The sequence below is a fragment of the Streptomyces sp. NBC_01390 genome, assembly GCF_045040105.1.
Lineage (GTDB): Bacteria > Actinomycetota > Actinomycetes > Streptomycetales > Streptomycetaceae > Streptomyces.
Window position 1 is genome coordinate 10,819,913 of the sequence record NZ_CP109551.1, and the last position, 24,845, is coordinate 10,844,757.

Annotated in this window: 22 protein-coding genes and 1 pseudogene; 11 read left to right on the forward strand and 12 right to left on the reverse strand. The window is 71.2% G+C overall.

Annotation, left to right across the window (positions count from 1 at the left end; all coding sequences use genetic code 11):
* Window positions 1–80: 80 nt before the first annotated feature.
* Together OG241_RS48210 and OG241_RS48215 are read right to left on the reverse strand one after the other, a co-directional pair.
* Window positions 81–2,018 carry a phosphatase PAP2 family protein gene (locus OG241_RS48210; protein ID WP_405825296.1) on the reverse strand — a complete coding sequence of 646 codons (1,938 nt, stop codon included), beginning with the start codon at window positions 2,016–2,018 and terminating at the stop codon, window positions 81–83.
* A 216-nt stretch (window positions 2,019–2,234) separates the two neighbouring features.
* Entirely contained in the window at window positions 2,235–3,143 is a 909-nt protein-coding gene (locus OG241_RS48215) for an N-acetylglucosamine kinase (RefSeq protein ID WP_405825298.1), read from the reverse strand.
* Window positions 3,144–3,481: 338 nt separating this feature from the next.
* Here OG241_RS48215 and OG241_RS48220 point away from each other — a divergent pair, with 338 nt between their 5' ends.
* The 6 genes from OG241_RS48220 to OG241_RS48245 all read left to right on the forward strand — a co-directional run bounded on the left by OG241_RS48220 (window position 3,482) and on the right by OG241_RS48245 (window position 11,774).
* On the forward strand, window positions 3,482–4,624 hold the full coding sequence (locus OG241_RS48220) for an ROK family transcriptional regulator (RefSeq protein WP_405825300.1): 1,143 nt from the start codon (window positions 3,482–3,484) through the stop codon (window positions 4,622–4,624).
* A gap of 276 nt (window positions 4,625–4,900) precedes the next feature.
* Window positions 4,901–6,223 (forward strand): ABC transporter substrate-binding protein, encoded by a 1,323-nt coding sequence (locus OG241_RS48225; protein ID WP_405825302.1) that lies wholly within the window; start codon window positions 4,901–4,903, stop codon window positions 6,221–6,223.
* 122 nt (window positions 6,224–6,345) lie between these two features.
* Window positions 6,346–7,266: a carbohydrate ABC transporter permease gene (locus OG241_RS48230; RefSeq protein ID WP_405825304.1), complete on the forward strand. Its 921-nt coding sequence runs from the start codon at window positions 6,346–6,348 to the stop codon at window positions 7,264–7,266.
* Window positions 7,263–8,165 carry a carbohydrate ABC transporter permease gene (locus OG241_RS48235; protein ID WP_405825305.1) on the forward strand — a complete coding sequence of 301 codons (903 nt, stop codon included), beginning with the start codon at window positions 7,263–7,265 and terminating at the stop codon, window positions 8,163–8,165. The genes OG241_RS48230 and OG241_RS48235 overlap by 4 nt, the downstream gene beginning before the upstream one ends.
* Before the next feature lie 2 nt (window positions 8,166–8,167).
* Window positions 8,168–9,886 carry a hypothetical protein gene (locus tag OG241_RS48240; RefSeq protein ID WP_405825307.1) on the forward strand — a complete coding sequence of 573 codons (1,719 nt, stop codon included), beginning with the start codon at window positions 8,168–8,170 and terminating at the stop codon, window positions 9,884–9,886.
* 49 nt (window positions 9,887–9,935) lie between these two features.
* Entirely contained in the window at window positions 9,936–11,774 is a 1,839-nt protein-coding gene (locus tag OG241_RS48245; RefSeq protein WP_405825309.1) for a hypothetical protein, read from the forward strand.
* Window positions 11,775–11,847: 73 nt separating this feature from the next.
* On the opposite strand, the gene OG241_RS48250 is transcribed toward OG241_RS48245, so the two are convergent.
* From OG241_RS48250 to OG241_RS48260, 3 genes are all read right to left on the reverse strand, one after another.
* Window positions 11,848–12,537 (reverse strand): nucleoside/nucleotide kinase family protein, encoded by a 690-nt coding sequence (locus OG241_RS48250; protein ID WP_405825311.1) that lies wholly within the window; start codon window positions 12,535–12,537, stop codon window positions 11,848–11,850.
* Window positions 12,538–12,550: 13 nt separating this feature from the next.
* On the reverse strand, window positions 12,551–13,669 hold the full coding sequence (locus tag OG241_RS48255; RefSeq protein ID WP_405825313.1) for a serine hydrolase domain-containing protein: 1,119 nt from the start codon (window positions 13,667–13,669) through the stop codon (window positions 12,551–12,553).
* A gap of 96 nt (window positions 13,670–13,765) precedes the next feature.
* The gene (locus OG241_RS48260) at window positions 13,766–14,173 is read right to left on the reverse strand and encodes a molybdopterin-binding protein (RefSeq protein WP_405825315.1); all 408 of its coding nucleotides are present in this window, start codon (window positions 14,171–14,173) and stop codon (window positions 13,766–13,768) included.
* A 115-nt stretch (window positions 14,174–14,288) separates the two neighbouring features.
* Between OG241_RS48260 and OG241_RS48265 the strand changes: the two genes are divergently transcribed.
* Together OG241_RS48265 and OG241_RS48270 are read left to right on the forward strand one after the other, a co-directional pair.
* Window positions 14,289–15,335 (forward strand): permease, encoded by a 1,047-nt coding sequence (locus OG241_RS48265; RefSeq protein ID WP_405825317.1) that lies wholly within the window; start codon window positions 14,289–14,291, stop codon window positions 15,333–15,335.
* Window positions 15,332–16,090, forward strand: a complete 759-nt coding sequence (locus OG241_RS48270) for a TIGR03943 family putative permease subunit (protein ID WP_405825319.1) — start codon at window positions 15,332–15,334, stop codon at window positions 16,088–16,090. The genes OG241_RS48265 and OG241_RS48270 overlap by 4 nt, the downstream gene beginning before the upstream one ends.
* 41 nt (window positions 16,091–16,131) lie before the next feature.
* Here OG241_RS48270 and rpmF read toward each other — a convergent pair whose 3' ends face one another.
* The 6 genes and pseudogenes from rpmF to OG241_RS48300 form a co-directional block, all read right to left on the reverse strand.
* A complete protein-coding gene (gene rpmF / locus OG241_RS48275) occupies window positions 16,132–16,296 on the reverse strand; it encodes a 50S ribosomal protein L32 (protein ID WP_360811741.1) in 165 nt (54 codons plus the stop codon).
* Window positions 16,297–16,351: 55 nt separating this feature from the next.
* Window positions 16,352–17,056 (reverse strand): GNAT family N-acetyltransferase, encoded by a 705-nt coding sequence (locus OG241_RS48280; RefSeq protein WP_405826847.1) that lies wholly within the window; start codon window positions 17,054–17,056, stop codon window positions 16,352–16,354.
* Window positions 17,039–17,977: pseudogene (tgmB, locus tag OG241_RS48285) on the reverse strand (ATP-grasp ribosomal peptide maturase); the annotation flags it as partial. The pseudogene tgmB and the gene OG241_RS48280, both read right to left, overlap by 18 nt.
* Before the next feature lie 15 nt (window positions 17,978–17,992).
* Complete coding sequence (tgmA, locus tag OG241_RS48290; protein ID WP_006378039.1) at window positions 17,993–18,184, reverse strand: putative ATP-grasp-modified RiPP; 192 nt, start codon at window positions 18,182–18,184, stop codon at window positions 17,993–17,995.
* A gap of 207 nt (window positions 18,185–18,391) precedes the next feature.
* Entirely contained in the window at window positions 18,392–18,763 is a 372-nt protein-coding gene (locus OG241_RS48295) for a DUF6479 family protein (RefSeq protein WP_405825322.1), read from the reverse strand.
* Window positions 18,764–18,863: 100 nt separating this feature from the next.
* Window positions 18,864–19,676 carry an SAM-dependent methyltransferase gene (locus OG241_RS48300; RefSeq protein WP_405825324.1) on the reverse strand — a complete coding sequence of 271 codons (813 nt, stop codon included), beginning with the start codon at window positions 19,674–19,676 and terminating at the stop codon, window positions 18,864–18,866.
* A 201-nt stretch (window positions 19,677–19,877) separates the two neighbouring features.
* Between OG241_RS48300 and OG241_RS48305 the strand changes: the two genes are divergently transcribed.
* From OG241_RS48305 to OG241_RS48315, 3 genes are all read left to right on the forward strand, one after another.
* Window positions 19,878–21,557, forward strand: coding sequence for a tetratricopeptide repeat protein (locus OG241_RS48305; protein ID WP_405825326.1), 1,680 nt, complete (start codon window positions 19,878–19,880; stop codon window positions 21,555–21,557).
* Between the two features lie 140 nt (window positions 21,558–21,697).
* The gene (locus OG241_RS48310; protein ID WP_405825328.1) at window positions 21,698–22,843 is read left to right on the forward strand and encodes a M23 family metallopeptidase; all 1,146 of its coding nucleotides are present in this window, start codon (window positions 21,698–21,700) and stop codon (window positions 22,841–22,843) included.
* A gap of 68 nt (window positions 22,844–22,911) precedes the next feature.
* Window positions 22,912–23,364 (forward strand): DUF1569 domain-containing protein, encoded by a 453-nt coding sequence (locus OG241_RS48315; RefSeq protein WP_405825329.1) that lies wholly within the window; start codon window positions 22,912–22,914, stop codon window positions 23,362–23,364.
* Between the two features lie 74 nt (window positions 23,365–23,438).
* Here OG241_RS48315 and OG241_RS48320 read toward each other — a convergent pair whose 3' ends face one another.
* The gene (locus OG241_RS48320) at window positions 23,439–24,779 is read right to left on the reverse strand and encodes an MFS transporter (RefSeq protein WP_405825331.1); all 1,341 of its coding nucleotides are present in this window, start codon (window positions 24,777–24,779) and stop codon (window positions 23,439–23,441) included.
* Window positions 24,780–24,845 lie beyond the last annotated feature (66 nt).

Here is a 24,845-nt window from a genome sequence, read left to right on the forward strand (position 1 = left end):
GCCGACCGCGCGGTGGCGGGAGTGATCCGGAGCCGGGCCATGGCCCTACTCTCGCATCGGCTCCCGCCCCGCGCCGCGCGTTACCGCTTCATAAGTCGTACTGAAACACCCTTTGCGGTGTAGACGGGTACGGCGCGAATCTTGTCCGAGTTCACCACGACACGGTCGAAGTGGCCCCGGAGGGCCGTGGCGCCGATGACGGGGACGACGCTGCCCACGGCGGGCGGGTTCTTGGCGTCGAGGGTCAGCGACAGGACGCTGCCCTTCGCCAGGACCACGCGCCCGCTCACCGTCACGACCTCCTTGTGACGGTCCTTGCGCAGCGTGACCGCAAGCGTTGCCGACTGCTGGGAGTACGTGCCGTGCAGCTGCACCGGCTCGGTCACCCGCAGCGTCCCGCCCTGTACCCGGACATCGCCGTGGCCCAGCGCGTGGGACGAGGCCGAGACCAGCACGCCGGCCTTGAGGTCCGTCCCGCCGGTGTAGCTGTTCTGCCCGGTCAGCGTGAGTGTGCCGGTACCCGTCTTGGTCAGGCCGCCCCGGCCGTCGATGTCGTTGCGCCAGGCGTCGGCCGCACCGAAGCCGTGCGCCGCCTTGTCGAGCTTGACCGTCACGTCGGACTCGAAGGAGCCGTAGCCGTCCGCCGCGGCGACCAGGTTGAGCCGCCCCCACTGCTCGAAGCCGTCGAGCAGGACGTAACCGGAGGGCACCGCGGTCGTGCGCAGCACCGCCCGGCGCTGGTCCGCGCTCAGGTAGGGGAGCCGCGTCTCCAGCAGCACCTCGGCGCCCTTCGGGACGGTCAGCGGCGTCGAGCGGCCCTGCCGGGGAAGGACGTACGTCAGCTTGGGCGTGACCAGGGCGAGGTTCGCGGTCCGGTCGGCGTACTTGTCGTGGGCGTCGGAGTGCGCGTAGGCGAACAGCGTGTCGGCCGTCGTGCCCGTCTTGGCCTGGAAGTACTCGGCGGCCTGCTTGCGGGCGGCGGCCTTGAGCGCGGTGTTCTCCGGCTTGTACAGCACGGCGGCGGCCAGCGCGGTGGCCATGATCCGGCCGCCGATGACGTCGACGGTGGAGTGCATGCCGGACATGATCCGGGTGTGGCTCAGCTCGAAGGCGCGGGTCACGATCTCCTGGAAGCGCTCCGGGACCGCGTACGCGTACGCCAGGGCCGCCAGGTGGAAGGCGTTGGTGTGGCCGCTGGGGAAACCGCCGTCCTCGGCCGGGACGTCGCTGCGCTGCCGCAGCAGCTGCGTCACGACGACGACGTCGGAGTCGTAGACCGGGAACCCGAGGGCGTCGGTCGTTCCGGTCTCGACGACCTCGCTGTTCTCGTTCATCCGCCACGGCCGCGGGTACTGGAAGCTCAACTTGGCGGGGTTGCTGGAGGTGAAGTCGCCGCGCACGGTGTCGACGAGCTTGGCCACCTGGCCGAGGTCGGAGTCGTACGAGCCGGCGCCCAGCGCGGATCCCGCGGGGGCGTCGGCGGGGACGGCGTCGTTGATCTTGGCGGCCGGAATGCCGTGCGGAGCGGAGGTGATCGAGGTGACCGCCTTGGCGCCCGAACGGTACAGGTCGGCCAGCGGGCCGAGGCCGCCGATGACGGCGTAGCTCTGGTGCTGACGGTCGTAGACGAAGGCCTCCCTCGCCTGCTCCTCGGTGCGCGCGTGGGTGAGGCGGATGCTGTAGCGCACGTTGGCGCGCAGTATCTCGGGCAGCAGCGGCGTGCCCGTGTTCCAGGCGGCGGCGGTCTTCCACACCTTGGCGAAGCCGCCGAGCACACGGATCACCGCGTTGGTCTCGGCCGTCGAGTTGGCGACGATGTTCGTGCTGTAGTCGTCGACGAACGCGAGAGGCGCGGTGGCCGCCTTCGCGTCGGCCGCGGCCAGCCAGCTGACGGCGGTCGGCGCGGCGAGCAAGCCCGCCGACGCGCCGAGGGAGGTACGGAGGAACCCGCGTCTGTCGACGGCGAATTCACGGCCACGGGCCGACGGGGTGGCGTGGTGCCCGGCTGCTGACGGCATGCGATGCCTCTCTTGAGTTCTTCGGCCCTGCGGCCGGGTGACGACATGCGGACGGCGGTGTCCCAGGTACGTATGAGGCACATGGGGTGTACGAGGCCTGCGTGTTGTGTGTTTCCGGAGGAGGAAGCGCACGGGGTGGGTCGTACGAGCGAAGATCTACGGCCAGGGCATGTACCGATGCCCATGGTTCGGCGACCGCCAGACGGCCGCGAACCGTCATACGAGTGAACGAGCCAGCTCCACGGCCCCTTCGACCGGCGGCACCCTCAACGGCTGTAGCCGGGCGCCGGGGACGAGTTGCGCGAGAGACGCCAACAGCGCGTCGTGCAGGGCTGGTTGAGCGAGCACAGTACCGCCCGCGATCACGACGTCGTCGACCGGGACACCGCGCGCGGCGAGCCGGGCGACGAGCGCGGCGAGTGACCGGCCGCCCTCGGCGACGACCGTGCCGGCGAGTGACGAGCCCGACTCGGCGGCGGCGAACACGACCGGCGCGTGCCGGCCCCAGTCGGCGGAGGGAGAGGTGGTGGCCTCCAGCGCCCCACCGAGCGCGGGCACGTCGGGCACCCCGAACGCGGCGAGGAGGCCCTTGGTGAGTTCGTCGGGTTCCTCACCGCGGTCGTGTGCCGCCCACACCGCGCGGACGGCCTCGCGGACGAGACCGGCGGCGCCGCCCTCGTCGCCGAGGAGCGCGCCCCAGCCGCCGACCTGGACGAGGGTGCCGTCTTCTCTGCGGCCCACCGCGACGGAACCGGTGCCGGCGACCAGGCCGGCGCCCCGGGCCAGACCGGCGGCGGGAACGAGCAGTTCCGCGTCGCCGACGACCGACGCGGGCGCGTCGAAGTGAGGATGCAGGGCGGCGCTGATCTGTGCGCACTGCCGGGGTGTCTCGCAGGCGTGTCCGCCCACGGCGACGGCGGACGGGCGCGCGCCCGCGGGCAGGGCGCCCGTGACCAGCGCGGCCAGCCAGCCGGCGGCGGCCACGGGGTCGTGCGGACGCCAGCCGTCGCTGGGGCGGATGTGATCGGCGATCAGATCGTCCCCGGCGTAGGCGCGCAGGTGCGTCTTGGTGCCGCCCACGTCGATGCCCACGACGAGCGGGCGCGGGAAGGGAGAGTCCTGCACGGATCCTCTTTCGTCGTTGCGCTGTGGCTGCGACGGTGGGCGAACCGTGCCGGGAGCAGGCGAAACCCGCTGTACGGAAGCTGTATTGAGGAGCAGGGGAAGAACTAGGGAAGCCCCGGGACGGGCCTCTGGGCGGACACGGCAGGCGAGTACCGTGACATTCGTTAGGAAGTTAACTAACGAAGTACAGTGCGTGTCAAGAGGTATCGCGCACTCGACCGAGATGGCGGCCCGACGGGCCGGAGCGAGGCGGGAAACCGCGATACCAAGGCATCCCGTCGCCGCATCCCACGACATCGAGCTACCGGGGAGCGCGGCCCTCGACCTGGGGGAGAACTGTGGACCATGAAGTGGCGAAGGCCCCCCGCCTGACCGAGAGCGCGAGCGCGGTGTTCGCCGTGCTGGCCGGGGCGGGCACCGCCACCCGGCCGCAGCTCGCGAGTCTGGCGGGCCTGTCGAAGCCGACCGTGTCCTCCGCCGTGGCGGAGCTGGAGAGCGCCCGGCTCGCCGCCCACTCTGGCATCGCCTCCGGGCCCACCGGCCGTTCCGCCGCCGTATACGCACTCGGTCCCGCGGCGGGCTCCGTACTCGCCGTCGACCTCGGCCCCGCCCTGACCAGGGTGCGTGGCTGCGCCCTGGACGGCACCCTGCTCGCCGAGGCCACCGGCTCCCGTGACGAGGCCGCCGACGTGGTGCGCGAAGCGCTGGGCGCGCTCCCCGCCGACGCTCCGCTGCGCGCCATCGTGGTGGCCGTCGGTGACGTCACCGCGCGCGCCGAGGAGGGCACCGTACGTCCGGCGACCGCCAAGGCGGGACCGGTCTTCGACGCGGTGGCCGTGGCGCTGCCGCCCGGGGTGCCCGTCCACCTGGAGAACAACGTCAACTGTGCCGCGCTCGCCGAGCTGTACGAGGGCGCGGCGCGCGGCCGGCACACCTTCGGCTATCTGCGGATCGGTGTCGGTATCGGTCTCGGCATCGTCGTGGGGGGCCAGGTGCTGGCCGGGGCCAACGGGGCGGCCGGAGAGCTCGCCCGACTGCCCTACCCCTGGGACGACGCCCTCGAGCCCCGCCGTGAGGCCCTGGAGGAGTACATCGGCGCCCGCTCCCTGCTGCGCCGGGCCGCCGAAGCCTGGCCGGAATCCGACGTTTCATACCCTCGTACCGTCGAACGGCTGTTTTCGCTGGCCGAACAGGGCAGCGCCGGAGCCCGCGCCGTCGTCGACCGCCACGCGGTGGACGTGGGCCGGCTGGCCGCCGCCGTGACCGCCGTACTGGACCCCGGACTGCTCGTCCTGAGCGGCAGCACCGGCTCGTTTCCGCAGCTCCTGCCCGGTGTGCGGGCCGAGCTGGCACGGCTGAGCTGGCCCACCGAGGTGGTCAGCAGTCAGGTCGGTGATCTCGGCACCGTGGTGGGTGCGGCACGGCTCGCGGTCGCCAGAGGAGTCCAAACCGTGACCCAGGCAGCGCGGGCGAAGGATTGACGGTTTCGGACTCGGTCTGCCAATGTCCGGACAAGCGCTTTCTAAGTCGGCCGGGACGCCGACTTGGGGTGAGCCTCCCGCCCGTACTGATGTACGGCAACCGCACGAGGGCGTGCCCGTGCGGTGACGGCCTGGACGGCCGGGGATGCGGCCCCGCGTGGACGACGTGGCCGGGCGAGGCCGCGCCCCCGGAAAGCGACTATTCCTGCAAAATGCACCCGTACCGCCTCAGTCGGTGCCGTGCTCCGTCTCCTACGACGAAAAAAGGGATCGAAGATGACCACTGTGGGTGTACGGCGCTCGCGCCGAATCGGCCCCGGCGGCATGCGCCGCCTGGCTCCCCTCGCTGCCGTTGCCACGGCGGGTGCCCTGCTCCTCACCGCCTGCGGAGGGGACTCGGACTCGGGCGGCACGTCCAAGTCGCTGACGTTCTGGATCTCCACGGTTCCGGGGCAGGACGCGGGCTGGAAGAAGATGGTGGCGGACTACAAGAAGGAAACCGGCGTCGCCGTCAAGCTCGTCAACATCCCCTACGACGGCTACACGACGAAGCTGCACAACGCCGCGCAGGCGAACTCCCTGCCCGACGTGGCCGCCGTGCCGGCGCTGGACCCGATCTGGTCGAACAAGCTGATCGACCTCGCCTCCATCGCCAACAACGCGACCAACAAGATCAACCCGAACTTCCTCGCGAAGGACTCGTCCGGGAAGGTGCTGGCCATCCCCTCGGACGTCACCGCGTCCGGCATGTACATCAACAAGACGCTCTTCGAGAAGGCCGGTGTCTCCTACCCGGCCTCGCCCGACAAGACCTGGACCTGGACCGACTTCATCAAGGCGGCGAACGAGGTCCGCGAGAAGACCAAGGCCAAGTACTCCCTGACCTTCGACCAGTCGCCCTCGCGGCTGCGCGCCATGGTGTACGAGATGGGCGGGCAGTACGTCCACGCGGACGACTCCGGCAAGTTCTCGGTGGACGAGGCGACCAAGAAGGCCGTGAACACCTTCGTCGGCTGGAACGACGACAAGACCATGCCGAAGTCGGTGTGGACCAGCGGCGCCGACCCGTCCGCCATGTTCCAGAGCGGTGACGTCGTCGCCTACTGGTCCGGCGTGTGGCAGGTGCCCGCCTTCGCGGACAGCATCAAGAAGTTCGAGTGGGCGAGCGTCCCGACTCCCGCCGAGCCGGTGCAGGCCAGTGACGTGAACAGCGGCGGCAACGTCGTGGGCTTCAACAACAACGCCGACGCGTCCGCCGCCGCGAAGAAGTTCCTGTCCTGGCTGTACGAGCCGGCCCACTACCAGGCGCTGTGCGAGGCGTCCGGCTTCCTGCCGGTCGAGAGCGGTCTGAACCCGACGTACCCCTTCAAGTCCGAGGCGGCGCAGGCGGCGTTCAAGCTCTACAACGAGTCGATCCCGCTGTACGCCCCGATCTCCGGCTACTTCAACGGCGCGCAGACCAACTGGGTGCTGAAGGGCAAGAGCCTCACCGAGGACCCGACCAAGACGGAGCTCGGCAAGGCCATCAACGGCCAGCAGTCGGCCGACAAGGCCCTGGAGAACATCGTCGCCGGCTACAACCAGCAGGTCGGCGGCTGATCGTAGGCCCGAGGGCCGGGCGGCGGAGTCTCGACCCCGCCGCCCGGCCCGGCCGCCCGGCCAAGGCCGGGCTCATGGCGTGAGCCCACCGGAATCCATTCCACCAGCACGGAGTCAGGAAGATGACAAAACGCGCCCCGGACGTGTCCGCGAGCCCGCCGAGCCGGTCCAGGAGACGCAACAAGTACACCCTCGCGCCGCTCGTCCTCATCGCGGCCAATGTGGTGCTCTTCGCGCTGTTCTTCGTCTGGCCGGCGGTGATCGGGCTCGTCTACTCGTTCACGAACTACACGGGGGTGGGGGCGTTCCAGTTCATCGGACTGGACAACTACCACAACCTGTTCGGGGACTCCACCTTCTACGACGCGCTGACCCGGACGCTGCTGTACGCCGTGCTCTTCGTGCCGCTGAACTTCGCGGTCTCCCTGCTCGCCGCCAACCTGCTGGTGAGCAAGAACGCCAAGGGCGGGTCGGTCGCCCGCGTCCTCTTCTTCATTCCGTGGCTGCTGTCGCCCATCGTCGTGGGTGTCCTGTGGCGGTGGATGTTCGGTGAGAACTTCGGACTGGTCAACTACGTCATCGAGAAGTTCGGCGGCAGCGCCGTTCCGTGGCAGTCGAACGCGGACCTGTCCCTGATAGTCGTCGTGATGGCGGCGTCCTGGGCCTGGACGGGCTTCTCGATGCTGCTGTTCATCGCGGCGATCAAGAACGTACCGGTGTCCTACTACGAGGCGGCCTCGCTCGACGGCGCCGGCCCCTGGCGCCAGTTCTTCAGCATCACGCTGCCGAGCATCGCGCCCACCTCGTTCATCGTCATCCTGCTGAACACGATCAACTCGATGAAGGAGTACCCGGTGTTCGTCGCCCTCAACAACGGCGGACCCGGTACCTCGAACAACCTGCTCGTCCAGTACATCTACGAGACCGGCTTCAAACGCGGCCAGATCGGCTACGCGAGCGCCGCGTCATTCGTGCTCATGATCATCCTGATGGCCGTCGCGATCGTCCAGCTGATCGTCAACCGACGGGTGGAGAACCGATGACAACCACAGACGTGCCACGACCGCTCGACGGCGACGCCAAGCGGCCCGCAGCCAAGAAGCGGCCCAGCGGGGCGAACAGCGGCGGGTTCCGGCGGGCGATCGCCCCGACGACACTGCTGTGGATCATGGCGTGCCTGTACGGGTTCCCGGTGCTGTGGTTCGTCCTCAGCTCCTTCAAGCCGTCCAGCGACCTGTTCTCGTATCCGCTGACGCTGGTTCCGCACAACCCCACCCTGTCGGGCTTCAAGGCGGCGTGGGACAGCGCCAACTTCTCCCAGTACTTCCTCAACACGGCCCTCGTGTGTGTGATCACGACGATCCTCACGGTGGGCGTCAGCTGCTGCACCGGGTACGCGCTGGCCAAGTACGACAACAAATGGCTGAAGGCGTTCTTCATCTGCATCCTGGCCACCACGATGCTGCCGGGCGAGGTCATGCTCGCCCCCGAGTTCCTGGTGGTCCGCAACCTCGGCCTCTACAACTCCTTCGCCGGCATCATCCTCCCGGCCGTGCTCACCGCGACCGGCTGCTTCATGTTCCGCCAGTTCTTCCTGACGGTTCCCGACGAACTCGTGGAAGCCGCACGCATCGACGGCGCGCGTGAGCTGGCGATCTTCGCGCGGATCATGGTGCCGCTGTCCCGGCCCATCATGCTGACGCTGGCCATCCTGTCCTTCCAGTGGCGGTGGAACGACTACATCTGGCCGCTGCTGATGCTCAACGACCCCGACAAGTTCACCGTGCAGATCGGCATCCAGAGCATCGTCGGCGCGCAGAACATCAACTGGTCGGTACTGCTCGGCGCCTCGGTCATCTCCATGATCCCGCTGATCCTCGTCTTCCTGGTCTTCCAGCGCTATGTCATGGGCGCCGACATCAACGCCGGACTGAAGGACTGACCTTGCCCACCCCGCTCGACCACGAGTTCGTCCGCGCGGTTGCCGGGGCCGCGGACCGGTCGGCCGCCCCGTCGGCGGCCGGCCACGACGAGGAACCCGTCGGTGTGCCGCACCGTGGTCTGGCGCGGCGGGTGAAGACCCTGGTCGCGGCATACCGTTCCCCGGACTCGGCACTGCACGGCAGCAGCCAGGCCGTCGCCGCCGCGACGACCCACGTCCGGGCTCTGCGAGCCTCGCAGACCACCACCGGCCTCTTCGCCGGCGGAGACAACGTGCAGTCACCGCCGGACTCCGCGTTCACCGTGAACGACGTGTGCGACGCATACGTCCTCGCCGCCGACGCGGGACCGGAACTGGGCGAGGTGACGGCCGCGCTCGCCGAGATCGCCGGAGCCGCCACCGCCAGTCTCCTGACCGGTGGCGTGCACACCCCGAACCACCGCTGGGAGCTGTGCGCGGCGCTGGCCCGGCTGCACCGGTCCTTCCCCGACGACAGGCTGCTCGACCGTGTCGAGGAGTGGCTCTCCGAGGGGGTCGACATCGACGCGGAGGGCCTGTACTCGGAACGCAGCGCCGTCTACGCGTCCCATGTGACCAACCCGTCGCTGCTGTTGCTGGCCGAAGTCCTCGACCGCACCGACCTGCTGGACGCCGTCGAACGCAACCTCGCCACGACCCTCGACCTCATCAGGCCGGACGGCACGGTGGAGACCGTCCACTCACGCCGCCAGGACCAGAAGCTCTCGTTCCCCCTGTGGCCCTACCTGCCGCACTACCGGCTGCTCGCGATCCGCACCGGCCGGGGCGACTTCGCCCGCGCGGCCCGCCTGGCCGCCACCGGCGGCATCGACGACCCCGACCTGCTCGCCCAGACCCTCCTCACCCCGGACCTGTGCCGCTCCCTGCCGGCCCCGGCCCCGGAGACCCTGCCGCGCGACCGCTACCTCACCACCGCCCGTCTCGCCACCCGCGCCTCCGCCGACGCGCACACGGTGGTGTACGGCGGCTCCGACGTGCCCGAGCACCGGCGCATCCGCTCGGGCCTCGCCTGCAACCCCACCTTCCTGCGTCTGTTCGCCGGTGCCGCCGTCCTCGACGCGGTCCGTCTTGCGCGCGGGTTCTTCGACCTGGGCCCGTTCCGCGCCGCCGAGATGCGACAGCTCGCCGACAACCGGTACCAACTCACCGAAACCCTCACGGCCGCCTACTACCAGCCGCTCCCGAAGGACCGGAGACGGGACGACGGCGACTACCGACTGGTGGACGACGGACGCTTCTCGGCCGCCATGGCCTTCCCGGAGCGCCCTCGGGACGAGGTCTCCCACACGACCAGCGTCGAGGTGGACCTGCGCGACGACGGCGCCGACCTGCGGATCGACATCAGCGGCCCCCGGGTGCCCTGGGCCCTGGAACTGACCTTCCGGCCGGGCGGAGCACCCGAGGGCGCCGTCCCGCTCGGCGACGGACGCTGGTACCTGACGACCGGGCCGATGACCTACCGGGCCGGCGAGGACGAGATCCGGGTCGAGGCCGCTGTCGAGGCGGGCGAACCCCTCGCCGGGCCGGACCGGAGCGACCTCCTGCGGTACGACCCCGGTCAGGACTACACCGTGGCCGGCGGCACCGACGCGACGACCGGCAACCGCGTCCACATCGGGGGACTCGGCCCGCACACACTGACCGTCGCACTGCGCGCCCACCGGCCCGCATCCGTCGAGTGACCCCGACGAACCCCACCATGGCCACCCCAGGCATGAAGGACTGATCCCCGTGCACCTCACCCACCAGCGCGGCCCCCTGCACGACCTGCCCGACACCCCCGAGGCGTACGACGCGGTCCTCGCCGACGCCGTCGAGCAGGCCCTCGCCCGCCTCACCCCCGAGGGCAACCTCGAACACCCCGACTGCGTCGACGACATCGGCGACACCTCGCTCGGCATCACCTCGCTCCTCGCGCTCGCCTGGCAGCGCGGCAAGAACCCGCGGCTGCCGGAGGCGGTGCACCGCAGCCTCGTCTTCCATCTCCGCGAGCGCGTCTACGTCGAGGACAACCCCGGCTACCCGAACCTGAAGGTGCGCAACTCCCGCCTGCCGTACGCCCGTTACGTACTGGAGTCCGGCGCCCACCCCATCGGCGACTGGCCCAGCACGGTGTGGGCGCTGCTCCAGGCGGTGAACCTCCTGGACGCGGCCGAGGGACTCGTCGCCGACGAACAGCGCACGGAACTGGTCGAGTTGGCGCGGGGCTACTGGCGCTGGCTGACCGAGGCGACCTTCTTCAACCCGCAGGAGGCCGGAAACCAGGCCATCGGCTGCGTCGTCGGCGGTCTGATGCTGGCGCCCCATCTCCCCCCGGAGGAAGGGAAGTCGGTGCGGTCCCGCGCGATCTCGCTGTACGTCGACAAGATCCGCGCCCACCGGGTGAGCGACCGGGGCGCGGCACTGCCCCCCGAGCACGGCGGCGCCTACGACAACAACTACGGCCCGATCTCCCTCTCCTTCCTGGCCCAGGCCCACCGGATCAGCGGCGAGGAGATCTTCGCCGAGGACGGCGACGCGCTGGCCCGCTACATCGACGCCCGCCTCACGAACGGCGGCTACGACAACGGCGGCCCCCGCTACAGCGAACAGCACTCCGCGTTCGAGTCCGTCCTCGGCCTGCGCTACTTCGGCGCCCGTATCGGCGCCGACCTCGGCCGTTACCGGGGCGACAGCCGCTGGGCCCGCCACGCGGTCAAGCAGGACGGCGGCATCGACGGCCACTTCGCGTGGATGCTGGTCTGGCAGATCCAGGACACCACCCCCTGGCACCGCACCCCCTCGACCCGGCCGTCGCGCCACCAACTCCGCGCCGGCACGGTCTCGGTGGCCTTCGACGACAAGATGACCCCGTCACTGGTCGAGGCGGCGGGCACCTACCACCTGCCGGCGGTGGTGGGCCGTCAGCACGGCTTCGGCCCGGTGACCGACGGCTTCCTGCTGTGCCGCCCCATGGGCGAGGTCCGGGTGCGCGACGTGCGCACCGCCGGCCTCGCGGCCAAGCTGGTCACCAAGCCCGTCGTCGGCCGCGACCACGTACTGCGCCACCTCCGGTCCCTGTACGTCACGGACGGCACGACCCTGTGGGTCACGGTCGCCGTGGAACACCTCGACGGCACGCCCTACCTGCTCGCCGGACTGCCGTACGCCACCGACGACGGCGACCGGGTCCGCAGGACGGCCGAGGCCGTCGGCGTCACCTCCGCGGGCCCCCTGCGTCTGACGCACCCCCTGTCGAAGGGCGTGGACCACTTCGACGCCCGCACGGAGACGACCCAGGAACAGGCCGCCTTCGCCCTCGCGTCCGACCCGCGCGGCTACGGCAACCCCGACGAGGGCTGGCGCCACCTGGTCACCTCCACCGCGCTGGAGGCCGACCCGGCGCCCGGCGCACCGGAGGGGCTGACCGTCTTCGCCGTACGGTACGGCGCCGACGGGGACGGCCCCTTCGCCCCGGTCTTCGAGGCGACGCCGGACGGCCTGCGGGTGCGCACCGAGGCCTTCACGGCGCTGATCGGCGAGGTGGCGGGCGACGCCCACGGCGAACCGGAGCTGACGCTTCTCGACTGAGGACTGGGGGCGGCCGGAGGGAAGCAGAACGTACGAGGCCGAGCGGTTCACCCGCGCACCGCTCGGCCTCGTATCACCCGGCGGTCGCGTACCGCAGCGACCCCGGCACCACCAGATCCGCCCGGTCCCGGGTCGCGGCCACCAGATCGGCGTTGCGCTGGTCCGTACCCCGGGCCCACGCCAGCGCCGAGTCGTGGTCCTTGCCGAACTCCTCGTGCCGGGCGACGAGCCGGCGGACCCGCTCGTCCTCGTCCAGCTCGCAGAACCACACCTCGTCCAGCTGGGCACGCACCCGCGCCCACGAACCCTCCGCCAGGAGCAGGTAGTTGCCCTCGGTGACGACAAGCCGCGCCGACGCGAACACCGGGATCGCACCCGCGACCGGCTGCTCCAGCACCCGCTCGAACCCCGGCGCGTAGACGATCTCGCCGTCGCTCGCCCCCGGCCCGTCCGCACGCAGCCGGCGCAGCAGCGCCGCGTATCCCGCCGCGTCGAACGTGTCGGGCGCGCCCTTGCGGTCCCGCAGACCGAGCCGCTCCAGCTCGACGTCGGCGAGATGGAACCCGTCCATCGGCACATGGGCGACCCAGGGCGAGCCATCGCCGTTCAGTGCCTGGACGAGCCGCTCGGCGAGCGTCGTCTTGCCCGAGCCGGGACTCCCGGCGATACCGAGGACGGCCCGCCGGTCGTCCCGGACCAGCGCCCGGGCCCGGCCGACGAGGCCGGCGAAGGTGGGCGCGGGGGAGACGAGGGGCTGTTCCACGGGGGCGAGTCTCTCACCCGGACAGCCCTTCGTAGGCCGCCGCCAGCATCAGGAAGGCCCGGTCGTCGCCGAGGGCGCCCGCGTCGATCATGCGGTTCATGACATAGGCCACCGTCAGGCGCGCGTCCATGTCGACCAGGACAATCGAACCGCCCCAGCCGCCCCAGAAACACGTACGCGGGTTGGGGAGCTGGCCGTTGTGCAGGCCGTACCCCAGGCCCCAGCGCATGGGCACGCCGAGGACCGAGTCCGTCCCGGCGAACTGCTCCTCCAGCACGCGTTCACAGCCCGCCTCCGACAGCAGCCGTACACCTCGTGCGGTGCCGCCGCAGGACAGGACCGACTGGACGGCGGCGACCGACCGGGCGTTGCCGTGGCCGTTCCCGGCGGGGATCTCGGCGCGCCGCCACGCCTCGGTGTTGGCGGTGGCGGGCGGGATGGGCGGGTTGCCCGGGCGGTCGCGCGGCAGGGCCGCCTCCGGGTCGAGCACACGCTCGGGCGGCGCGATCACCGGCGCGACGCGGTGGTCGTGCTCGGCGGGCAGCCCGATGTGGAAGTCGGCGTCCAGCGGCCCGGCGATCTCCTCGGCGAAGAAGACACCCGGGGTACGGCCGGAGACCCGGTGGATCACCTCGCCGACGAGATGCCCGAAGGTGACGGCGTGGTAGCCGCCCTCGGCTCCGGGCTTCCACGCCGGGGTCTGGGCGGCGAGACGGGCGGTGGCGGCCGGCCAGTCGTAGAGGTCCTCGACCGTCATCGGAACGTCCCAGGTGGGCAGGCCGGCCGTGTGACCCAGCAGGTGCCGCACCCGGACGTCGTCCTTGCCGTGCGCGGCGAACTCGGGCCAGTAGTGGGCCACCGGCGCGTCCAGGTCGAGTTCGCCCCGGTCGGCGAGGACCAGGGCGCACAGGGCCGTCATCGTCTTCGTCGTGGACCACGTGTTGGTGATCGTGTCGCGCTCCCACGGCACGGTACGGGCCTCGTCGAGGTGGCCGCCCCACAGGTCGGCCACCGGTTCACCGTCGAGGTACACCGCGACGGACGCGCCCACGTCCTTGTCGTCGAGCGAGGCGGCCAACGCCGCGCGCACGGGGGCGAACCGGTCTGTGCACGTGCCGAATGTCTCCACCATCCCGCGACCGTAGCCAGGGCCGCGCAGAGACAGCCACCGGTTAATTCCGGCCATCCCGCGCGCCGCCGGTCGTGCGTCACCGGCCGTGCACCCGGCTCATGTCCGGTCGATGTGCACGCTCGTCGACTTCACCCGGGCCGTCGCCTCCACCCCGACTTCCAGGCCCAGTTCCTCCACGGCCTCCCGGGTCAGCAGCGACACCAGCCGGTGCGGACCCGCCTGGATCTCGACCTGCGCGGCGACATCACCGAGTTTGACGGCCGTGACGATGCCGGCGAAGGCGTTACGGGCCGAGGTGTACGACGGCTCGTCCTCGCCGGATCCGGTGCCCGGGCCGGAGTTGGCCAGCTCGATCGAGAAGGCGGCCAGATCACGTCCGTCGATCAGCCGCCGCCCACCCTCGTCGCGGTGGGTCTTCACCCGGCCCGCGTCCGCCCACCGCCTCGCGGTGTCGGGGCTCACGCCCAGCAGACGGGCGGCCTGACCAATGGTGTAGGACTGCATACGCGCCAACTTAGCCCGTTCCCCGATCTCGCAAAATGAGCAACCCTGCCCGTCCGGGCGTACTGAAGTGGTAGGGAACGCACGCAGCACAGCCACGCCCGGAGGTACCTCACCCGTGAGCATCACCAAAGTGGCCCCGCCCGGGGCCGGCCACCACGACACGGAGGACCCGCCGGACGAGGCGCAGGGCAGGGTGAAGGGCGAGCCGCAGGGCTGGCAGTTCAGCTCGCCGCTCGTCCTGACCATGCTGCTGATCCTGATGGTCGCCCTGCAGGGACCGATCCGCCGGGTCGTGTCCGAGCCGGTGATGCAGAGCTGGATGACGGTGTTCGTCGCCGTCGTCGTACAGGCACTGCCCTTCCTCGTCCTCGGCGTGCTGCTGTCGGCGCTGCTCGCGGTGTTCGTACCCCCGTCGTTCTTCGTCCGGGCCCTGCCCAGCCGACCCGCTCTCGCGGTGCCGGTCGCGGGGATGGCCGGAGCGATCCTGCCCGGCTGCGAGTGCGCGTCGGTGCCGGTGGCCGGCGCTCTGGTGCGGCGGGGTGTCGCCCCGTCGGCGGCGCTGGCGTTCCTGCTGTCCGCCCCGGCGATCAACCCGATCGTGCTGACCGCGACCGCCATCGCGTTCCCCGGCCGGCCGGAGATGGTCGTCGCCCGGTTCGCCGCGAGTCTGCTCGCGGCCTGCGCGATGGGCTGGCTCTGGCAGCGGCTCGGCCGCACCGACTGGCTTCGCCCGCCGGCCCATCCCCTGGACGAGGGCCTCGGCAAATGGGCCGCGTTCTGGAGCTCCGTACGGCACGACGTGATGCACGCGGGCGGCTTCCTGGTGGTCGGCGCGATGGCCGCCGCCACCCTGAAGGCCATGGTGCCGGCGAGCTGGCTGAGCCTCGCCGCGGACAACCCCGTGGTGGCGGTCCTCGCGCTCGCCGTCCTCGCGGTGCTGCTGTCGATCTGCTCGGAGGCGGACGCGTTCGTCGCCGCGTCCCTGACCCAGTTCTCGCTGACGGCCAGGCTGGCGTTCCTCGTGGTCGGCCCGATGATCGACCTCAAGCTCTTCGCCATGCAGACGGGCACCTTCGGCCGCGGTTTCGCTCTCCGCTTCGCACCGGCCACCTTCGTCGTGGCCGTGGCGTCGGCGGTCCTGGTCGGGACGGTGCTTCTGTGAACCGGCAGGCACAGGCGGTCGTCCTGTTTCTGGTCGGCGGGGCGATGGTGCATGCCGGCACCACCGACCTCTACCTGCGCTACGTCAAGGCAGGGCTCCAGCCGATGGTCGTCGGCGCGGGCGCGGTGCTGATGGTGGCCGCGCTCGCGACGGTCTGGTACGAGCGGAAACACGCGAGAACCGGCCACGTTGGCACCGAGGTCCACGTGTCCGAGGGCCACGCACCGGAGGACGACGCGCACGTCCACCGCGAACCGCGTGTCTCCTGGCTGCTGGTGCTGCCCCTGTTCGCCCTGATCCTGGTGGCCCCGCCCGCCCTGGGCTCCTACAGTGCCCTGCGCACGGGGACGGCCCTGCAGGCGCCGCTGGCCTACCCGCCGCTGCCCTCCGGTGACCCCGTACGCCTCAGTCTGGTCGACTATGCGGGACGCGCGGCCTACGACCACGGGCGCTCGCTCGGCGACCGCAGGATCTCCATCACCGGGTTCGTCGCGCTCGACGGCAAGGGCACCCCGTACCTCGTGCGGATGGCGCTCAACTGCTGTGCGGCCGACGCCCAGCCGGTCAAGGTCGGGCTGACCGGCCGGATCCCCCCGGTCCTGCAACCGGACACCTGGCTCGAACTCACCGGCACGTACACCGGCCGGCTGACCAGGGACCCGGTGAACCACGGCGTCATCCCGTTCTTCGACATCGCCGAGGCCAAGCCGGTCCCGACCCCGCGCGACCCGTACGACGAGAGCTGGAACAACTGAGGGCCGTGGCGCAGGCCGGGACTGTCGACGGGGCGGGCGGGTCAGGGCCGGATGAGCCCCCGCTCGTACGCCTTGACCAGCCGCTGCGGCACCATGTGCGCGACCCCGTCGACCGTGACCGGCACCAGCTGAGTCGTGGTCGCCTTCCACTGGGCCCGGCGGTGGCGGGTGTTGCTGCGGGACATCTTCCGTTTGGGAACGGCCATGGGAATCCTCCTCGGTCGGCAAGCGAGACAGGACGCTACATGAAAATGGATCCCATTAACAGTTGAGCTCGGACGGGGCGGTGCAACCGCCTGCGGGCGAGGTGGGGGAGCGAGGCGAGGGGGTCGAGGGCGGGGGAAAGTGGCAGGGGGACAGGAACACCACGACGTCCGACTCCGTGCCGGGCAGGGGCTCCGGCTCCCGCCAGCCCGTCCGACGATAGAACGCCACCGTGTCGTGCGCCTGGTCCCAGGTCAGCAGCCAGGCCCGGCCGCCCGGTGCGGCCGCGGTGAGCGCGGACAGCAGTCGACGCCCCAGTCCGGTGCCTCGGGCGTCGGCCCGCACCCCCAGCTCGTCGATCTCGAAGGCGCCCACCAGCAGCTCGTCGACGCGCTCCGCGCCGAGCAGCTCGGTCACCCTGCCGTACGCGCGGTCGGTGCGGAACGGGGCCTCGGTGGTCCAGCCCGTGACGAACCCCTGTATTCCGCCGCCGTCCGCGAAGGAGACGACGGCGCGGAAGCCCGGGCGGTGCGCGTCCGTCTCCAGCCGCTCGCGGAACCTCGCCCGGGTCTCCTCGGGGTCCCTGTCGTCCCAGGGCGGGGCGGTGAAGACCTCGACGTACGCGTCGGTGAGTTCGTCGGCGACGGTGAGAACGTCGGCTCCGAAGGTCCGCAGGGGGAGCGAACGCGCCCCGTCGAAGTGGGCGGCCCCCAGGGGGGCATGGGTGCTCAGGGGTGGGTCCGGCGGGCTTTCCCCGGCCAGCCAGTCGGCGACGGACCGGGATATCGGCTGGCCGGTGTCCATCTCGACGAAGCCGAACTGACCCGACTGGTTGCATTCGAGGAACCACCAGATCCCGTCGGTGTCCTCCGCGAAGTCGAAGGCGCCGTAGGCGAGTTCGGCCTCCCGCAGATACCGGTGCACGGCCTCGGTGAGCCGCGGCGACACGTCGGTCGGCCGCCACGGTTCGGCCGAGGGCGCGAACCGGACATCGATGTCGTCGGGGTGTGCGTCGGGTGCGACGGCCTTGCGGGCGGCGAGGACACGGTCGCCGACCACCGTCAGCCGGATGTCCGCCCGCTTGTCGACCCGGCGTTGCAGCAGGGTCGGCCCGAACGCGACGGCGGCGAAGTCGACGTCGGGCGCCACCCGGCTCGTCGGCACCACCCTGGGCGGCTCCTGCGGATGCGAACCGGAGACGGGCTTGACGACCAGGTCGGGAAAGCGCCGCGCGAAGTCCCGGGCGGCCTGCGGGAACGTGGTGATCAGGGTGGGCGGTACGGGGAGCCGGCTGCGCTGCGCGAGATGGAGCTGCCAGGGCTTGTGGCGGGCCCGGGCGGCGGCGTCGGGATGGTTCATCCAGCGGGCGCCGGTGCCCCGGAGCATGCCGTAGAAGGCCTGTGAGGCCTCCTCCGTGAGCCAGCCGGACGGCACGGCGGCGCGCGCCCCCGGCACCCCCGGCCTGCGCACCCAGACGGACCGCACTCCGTCCATGCCCACCACCCTGCCGCCGACGGAGAGATACCCGCGAAAGGCGCCGTGCGCGTACTCGCCGGACAGGGCGACCTCGCCGGGCAGGTCGGCGGGATCGAGCCGGACCACGGGAATGCCGGTGGTGTTCAGCCGGGCCACCACGAGATCCGCCGTCACATCCTGTTCGGACGTCAGAACCAGGACCGTCATCGCGTCAGGCCCATGTCAGTCATCGAAGTGCGTCTTGGAACCGGCAGTTGATGTGGTGGATCCGAATTCGCGCATCACGGCATGGTCATGAGCGGCAATCCGCCCGCCCGGAAGCACATTCAACTGCAGTGCGCAGTCATAGCTGTACGGAGTGCTCACCTCCAACTGGTCAGCCGGGCGCGCGTAGTTCAGGACGAACAGCTGCATCGCTTCTCCTCGATCGGCGACGACGTCGGTCAAGTGGACGGGGGAGCTCCGGAAATACAACTGTCCAGTTCCCTGTGCCCCGCCTCCAAGGAGTTATACGAATCGAACGGGTGAATGGTTGCCTCCTGTTGAAGGCAACCGCGTCCGGGCAGACCTCCGCGGGCCGCGACCCCCGGTCGAGGGCCGCGGACCAAGGCCGAGGACGGCTCAGTGGCGCCCCAGGCCGCCACTGCCGAAGGACCCGCTGGACCCGGGATCCCAGCGCCCCCGCTGCTGGTCCTCGCGCCGTTTCGTCGACGCGTGGTGGAGTTCGTGCGGCATGAGCCGCTCCCGCTCCTGTGCCGCGCGCGGCATCTCGTCGGGCTCCCTCATCTCGCGGACCTCGTGGACCGGCCCGGAAGGCGGGAGAGTGGGTTGCTCGTCGGGGCGGGGCCGGGCGGATTCCCGGTCCCGTACCCGCATGCCGAACCAGAAGGCCCAGATCAGTGCGCCGGCGATGAAGAGGCCCGCGACAAATGCGGCCGTTACGTTGAGTAGATCGCTCGACGCGGCCAGTAGTTCAGACGTTGTCGTACTCATATGGCGATTATCGCCGACGGCCTCTGAATGCGCGTCCGAAAAGAGCCTGTGGAATCGCTGTCCCTTTCTTGTCGGCCAGCGGCTTCAGTCAGGGCTTCGGTCAGGGCTTCACAGCGACGGCGCCGAATTGCGGAAGAGTGTCTGCGGAGTCGCTCTCCGGGCGCCACCGAGCACAGGAGACGAGTCCCGGCTCGAGAAGCTCCAGGCCCTCGAAGAAAGCGGTGACCTCGGCACGGGGGCGCGCGGTGATCGGCGGGGTGGCGTTCTCGTTCCAGAACTTCATCGCCTCGACGTTGCCCTCACCGTGGAGGTCCGGGTCGGTCGTCGGATGGGTGAGGACCAGAAAGCTTCCCGAGGGCACCGCTGCCATGACCCGGCGCACGATGTCCTGTGCCTGGCCCGTGTCGAGCACGAAGTTCAGGATGCCCAGCATCATGACGGCGACGGGCCGGTCGAAGTCGAGCGTGTGCGAGGCGCGTTGGACGATGGTGTCGGGGCGGTGGATGTCCGCGTCGATGTAGTCGGTGGCCCCTTCGCGCGTGCCGGTCAGCAGCGTACGGGCGTGCGCGAGCACGATCGGGTCGTTGTCGACGTACACGATCCGTGACTCCGGCGCGATGCGCTGGGCGATCTCATGGGTGTTGTCCACCGTCGGCAGCCCTGTCCCGATGTCCAGGAACTGCCGGACTCCCCGGTCGGCGACCAGGAAGCGCACGGCCCGCCCGAGGAAGGCGCGGTCCGCGCGGGCCACGCTGCGGATCAGCGGGAACACGGCGTCGATGTGGTCACCGACCGCCTGGTCGACGACGTAGTTGTCCTTGCCGCCGATCCAGTAGTTCCACACCCGCGCGTTGTGGGCCACCGAGGTGTCCAGCCGGCTCTGACCCTCTGACGTGCTGCCCTGCTCGCTCACGTCGTTTCCTCTCGTTCACTTCCCTTGCCCCGCACGGACGTTGACACCCACCCGAGCCGTCAACATCGTTCGCGCCTACGAGAGTGATCTTATGGCCGGGCTCCCCGCGCCCAGGGCGGCAGGCGGCGGAATCGGCTGCGGACGGGCGCCGGCGGCGGCCTCTAGTCTCGCCGGACAGGCCCCGAGCGGTGGGAGAGACGGATGGACGACTACGGCTACGACCTCGGCACTCACGGGCGGCCCGTGACGACGTCCTCGGCCGAGGCCCAGAAGTGGTTCGACCGGGGCCTGGTGTGGACGTACGGCTTCCACCACGAGGAGGCCGTCGCCTGTTTCGAGGCCGCCGCCGCGGCGGACCCCGACTGCGCCATGGCCCACTGGGGTATCGCCTACGCCCTCGGCCCGAACTACAACAAGCCCTGGGAGTTCTTCGACGGCGAGGACCTCGCACGGACCGTCGCCCGTACCCACGCCGCCGTCGAACGCGCGCGGCGGACGGCGGCCGGTGCCACGCCGGTCGAGCAGGCCCTGATCGGCGCTCTGCGGGCCCGCTACCCGCAGCCCGAGGCCGTCGAGGACTGCTCGGTGTGGAACGAGCCCTACGCCGCCGGTATGCGGACGGTGTACGAACTCGCCCCCGACGACCCGGACATCGCCGCGCTGTACGCCGACGCGCTGATGAACCTGACGCCGTGGCAGCTGTGGGATGTACGCACGGGTGAACCGGCCGAGGGTGCCCGCACCCTCGTCGCGAAGTCCGTCCTGGAGCGGGCGATCGCGACCGACGCCGGCTCGCGCCACCCGGGCCTCCTGCACCTCTACATCCACCTGATGGAGATGTCCGCCGCCCCGGAGACCGCCCTGCCCGCCGCGGACCGGCTGCGCGGCCTGGTCCCGGACGCCGGCCACCTGCAGCACATGCCCACCCACCTGGACGTGCTCTGCGGCGACTACCGGCGGGTGGTGGCAGACAACGGCACGGCGATCGCCGCCGACGAGAAGTTCCGTGAGCGGTCCGGCGCGATGAACTTCTACACCCTCTACCGGGCGCACAACCACCACTTCAGGATCTACGGCGCGATGTTCCTGGGGCAGTCCAGGACCGCGCTGGAGGCCGCCGCGCAGCTGGAGGCAGCCGTCCCGGAGGAACTCCTGCGCGTGGAGAGCCCGCCCATGGCCGACTGGCTGGAGGGCTTTCTCGCCATGCGGGTCCATGTGCTGATCCGCTTCGGCCGCTGGGCGGACGTCCTCGAACTGCCGCTCCCCGCCGACCCGTCGCTGTACTGCGTGACCACGGCCATGCTCCGGTACGCCCGAGGGGTCGCCCTCTCCGCCACCGGCCGGATCGCCGAGGCCGAGGCGGAGCGCGAACTGTTCCGCTCGGCGCTCACCCGGATCCCGGAGACCCGGATGCTGTTCAACAACACCTGCCCCGACATCCTCGCCGTCGCGTCGGCGATGCTCGACGGCGAACTGGAGTACCGCAAGGGCAACCACGAGGCCGCCTTCGCCGCCCTGGAGCGCTCGATCGAACTCGACGACAACCTTCCCTACGACGAGCCCTGGGGCTGGATGCAGCCCACCCGGCACGCCTACGGTGCCCTGCTCCTCGAACAGGGACGCGTCACCGAGGCGGAAGCCGTCTACCGGGCAGACCTCGGCCTCGACGAGACACTGCCGCGCGCGGTGCAGCACCCCGGCAACGTCTGGGCCCTGCACGGCTTCCACGAGTGCCTGGTCCGGCTGGGCAGGGACGGGGAGGCGCGGATCGTGGCCCAGCAGCTGAAGATCGCCCTCGCCCTGGCGGACGTCCCGATCGAGGCGTCCTGCTTCTGCCGACTGGACGTCGGGACGGGCGGCGCGGACGCGAGCTGTTGCTGAGGGAACGCCGTACCCGGCGGGCCTGCCCCGGCGGCACCCACTTCTGCCTCTGGTTCTGCCCCCGGGTCCGCTGACGAGCGGTCGACGCGGCGCTAACGTCCGCACGTGAGTACGAGGAACTCCCCGCAACGGCCGGTTGAGTGAGCGACGACAACGCCGTCGGGACACCACCGCACGAGACACAGACCGCCGTACGGCAGACCGGGACACCCGGGGATCCCGCAGACCCTCCGCAGCGGGAACAGCCCGTGGAGCGCCCCCGCAGACGCGGTCCGGGTTTCTTCACCCTGATGGTGCTGCCCTGTCTGGTGACCCTTTCCGCGGTCGCCGGTTTCCTGGCCCTGACGGGCGGTCTGCCCGGGGACGGCCCCTCGGACACGGACCCGCAGCAGAGTGCCGGGGGCGGCGTCAACGAGACCTACGGGCCGTGGCTGCGCAAGGCCGCCACCTGCTCGGTCGTCGCGCCGTCCGTGCTCGCCGCCCAGATCGACCAGCTCACCGGCTGGCGCGACGACACCGGGGAGCTCTCGGGCGAACAGGGCATCGCCGGGTTCACGGCCGCGCAGTGGCGGACCTGGGGCAGGGACGACGACGGCAACGGAACCTCCTCGCCGCGCGACGAGGCCGACGCCATCATGGCGCTCGGCCGCCAGGACTGCTCCCTCGCACGGAAGATCACGGACCTCAGGACCGAGGGCACCGTCAACGGCGAACTGGTGGACCTCACCCTCGCCGCGTACGCCGTGGGCATCCACGAGGTCACCGCGGCGGGACGCGTGCCCGCCGGGGCGCGGGCCTACCTCGCCGAGGTGAAAGGACTGCTCCCGCGCTACGAGGCGTTCGACCGGGAGCCCCCGACCGGGGGTGGACCCGCGAGCGCGATCCTGGCCGCACCGGTGAGCACCCTCGTCGTCACCTCACCCTTCGGATCGCGTCAGCACCCGCTCACCGGCGTGACCAAACTCCACACCGGCGTGGACTTCGGCGCGCCCCAGGGCGCCGAGGTGCGCGCGGCCCGCCAGGGTCAGGTGGTCTTCGCGGCGATGACCAAGGCGTACGGCAACCGCGTCGTCATCGACCACGGAACGATCGAGGGCAAGCGCCTGGAGACGACGTACAGCCATCTGTCCGCGCTCGGCGTCACCGCCGGGCAGGCCGTGTCCGCCGGTGACGTGATCGGGCGGGTCGGCTCCACCGGGCTGTCCACCGGGCCGCACCTGCACTTCGAGGTGATCTACGACGGCTACTACGCGGACCCGCTGCCGTGGCTGGCGTCCTCAGGCTGACGAGGCGGCGCACACGGGGGCGAATCGGTGCGAAACGAAATGGTTTCGCACCGGGATACGCTCGCGCCATGACCTCATCCACCCTCACCGAGCTCACCGAGCGTCTGCACTCGGACCGCGGCCGCCCCGCCCCCGACCTGCTGGCTCCGGGCGGCCCCTGGAACCTCTCGCAGACGCTGCAGCACTGTGCCCAGACCGTCCGCTACTCCGTCACCGGATACCCCATACTCAAGCCCGCCCTGTTCCGGGCCACGGCCGGCGCCCTGGCCAAGCGGATCTTCCTGCGCCGTGGAGCGACGAAGCACTCGCTCGGCGCGGAGATCGACGGAGCCCCGGCACTGGACCCGGCCCTGCCGGCGGCGGAGGCGGCGGCAGGCCTCGCGGACGCGGTGGCCCTGTTCGCCGCCCACACGGGCCCGCACGCCCCCCACCCCGCGTACGGACGCTGCACGCACGACGAGTTCGCACGGCTGCACGCCATGCATCTCGCCGAGCACCTTCCCGGACTGGTCGACGCCTGACGCCTGACCGAAACCGGGGTCGCTCATGGCCGGCATCCCGGACCGGGCGGTCCCGGCGGGCGGGTGGCAGGCCGTCAGCCGTGGGCGTGCAGGCTGTCGAGGAGCGGGTGATGGCTGTGCCGCCAGCCGCCGCGAACCCGTCGGGCGTCGGCCAGATGCGGGTGCCCGACGGGGAGACCGGCGTGCTCGTGCTCGACCGGCGTCGCTTCCCGCGCGGGCCACAGCCGTACGGCGAGCAGCGCGGCGGCCAGGGCGACGGCGCCCAGGACGAGTACCGCGGACCGGAGTCCGGCCGCGACGCCGAGCCATCCGGCCAGCGGATACGTGAGCAGCCAGCAACTGTGCGAGAGGGAGAACTGGGCCGCGAATGCCGAGGTGCGCGCCTCGGCGGGCGCCGCCCGGCGGATCAGCCGCCCCGTCGGAGTGAGCACCGCCGAGCAGGCCGCGCCGAACGCCGCCCAGGCCGCCAGCAGCGCGGGCCAGCGCCAACTGCCGCCGCCCGCCGAGGTGATGGCGCCGAGAGCGACGAAGACGGCGGTGAGCAGCAGGGCGCCGGGCAGCATCACGGCACGGTCCGGGACCCGGTCGAGCAACCGGGGCAGGAGCAGCGCCACGATCATCGAGCCCGCACCGAACGCGCCGAGCGCCAGCGGTACGTCACCCGCGCTCCGGCCGAGCTGATCACGGACGTAGACCACGGTGTTGACGGTGACCATGGCGCCCGCCGCGGCCACCGCCAGATCGAGGGCGAGCAGGGCGCGCAGCTGCGGGACGGCCAGGAAGAGACGGACGCCCGCGGCCCGCTTCACGCCGACACCGCCGGTCCGCGGGGTGGTGGTGGGTGCGGGTGCGGGCAGTGCGGTGGAGGCGACCAGGGCGGCCGAGGCCAGGAATCCCGCCACCGTGCCCAGGAACAGCCGGTTGTAGGTGATCAGTGACAGCAGGGCGGCGGCGAGGGCCGGGCTGAACAGGCTCTCCAGGTCGTAGGCGAGCCGGGACAGGGACAGCGCCCGCGTGTAGTCGCGCTCGGCCGGCAGGACGTCCGGTATGACGGCCTGGAAGGTGGGTGTGAACGCGGCCGACGCCGACTGGAGCAGGAAGATCAGGACGTACACCTGCCAGACCTGGTCCACGAACGGCAGCGACAGCGCGACCCCGGCCCGGGTGAGGTCCGCCGTGACCAGCAGTGCGCGGCGCGGCAGCCGGTCGGCGACCGCGCCGACGGCCGGGGCGATCACCACGTACGCCACCATCTTGACCGCGAGTGCGGTACCCAGGACGGAACCGGCGTCCGCGCCCGCGAGGTCGTACGCGAGCAGCGCGAGGGCGACCGTCGCGAGGCCGGTGCCGGTCAGGGCGACCACCTGGGCGGTGAAGAGGCGGCGGTAGGTGCGGTTGCGGAGTACGGAGAGCATGCGGCGGTCCCTTGGCCGGTCGGGGAGCGGGCGCGGTCCGACTCCACTCTAGCCATAGGTGCGCAC

Bases quoted from the DNA above. Each gene is read 5' to 3' on its own strand.
- OG241_RS48210 (WP_405825296.1), bottom strand. From the start codon at position 2,018: ATGCCGTCAGCAGCCGGGCACCACGCCACCCCGTCGGCCCGTGGCCGT.
- OG241_RS48225 (WP_405825302.1), top strand. From the start codon at position 4,901: ATGACCACTGTGGGTGTACGGCGCTCGCGCCGAATCGGCCCCGGCGGC.
- OG241_RS48230 (WP_405825304.1), top strand. From the start codon at position 6,346: ATGACAAAACGCGCCCCGGACGTGTCCGCGAGCCCGCCGAGCCGGTCC.
- OG241_RS48235 (WP_405825305.1), top strand. From the start codon at position 7,263: ATGACAACCACAGACGTGCCACGACCGCTCGACGGCGACGCCAAGCGG.
- OG241_RS48255 (WP_405825313.1), bottom strand. From the start codon at position 13,669: ATGGTGGAGACATTCGGCACGTGCACAGACCGGTTCGCCCCCGTGCGC.
- OG241_RS48260 (WP_405825315.1), bottom strand. From the start codon at position 14,173: ATGCAGTCCTACACCATTGGTCAGGCCGCCCGTCTGCTGGGCGTGAGC.
- rpmF (WP_360811741.1), bottom strand. From the start codon at position 16,296: ATGGCCGTTCCCAAACGGAAGATGTCCCGCAGCAACACCCGCCACCGC.
- tgmA (WP_006378039.1), bottom strand. From the start codon at position 18,184: ATGCAGCTGTTCGTCCTGAACTACGCGCGCCCGGCTGACCAGTTGGAG.
- OG241_RS48295 (WP_405825322.1), bottom strand. From the start codon at position 18,763: ATGAGTACGACAACGTCTGAACTACTGGCCGCGTCGAGCGATCTACTC.
- OG241_RS48305 (WP_405825326.1), top strand. From the start codon at position 19,878: ATGGACGACTACGGCTACGACCTCGGCACTCACGGGCGGCCCGTGACG.
- OG241_RS48315 (WP_405825329.1), top strand. From the start codon at position 22,912: ATGACCTCATCCACCCTCACCGAGCTCACCGAGCGTCTGCACTCGGAC.
- OG241_RS48320 (WP_405825331.1), bottom strand. From the start codon at position 24,779: ATGCTCTCCGTACTCCGCAACCGCACCTACCGCCGCCTCTTCACCGCC.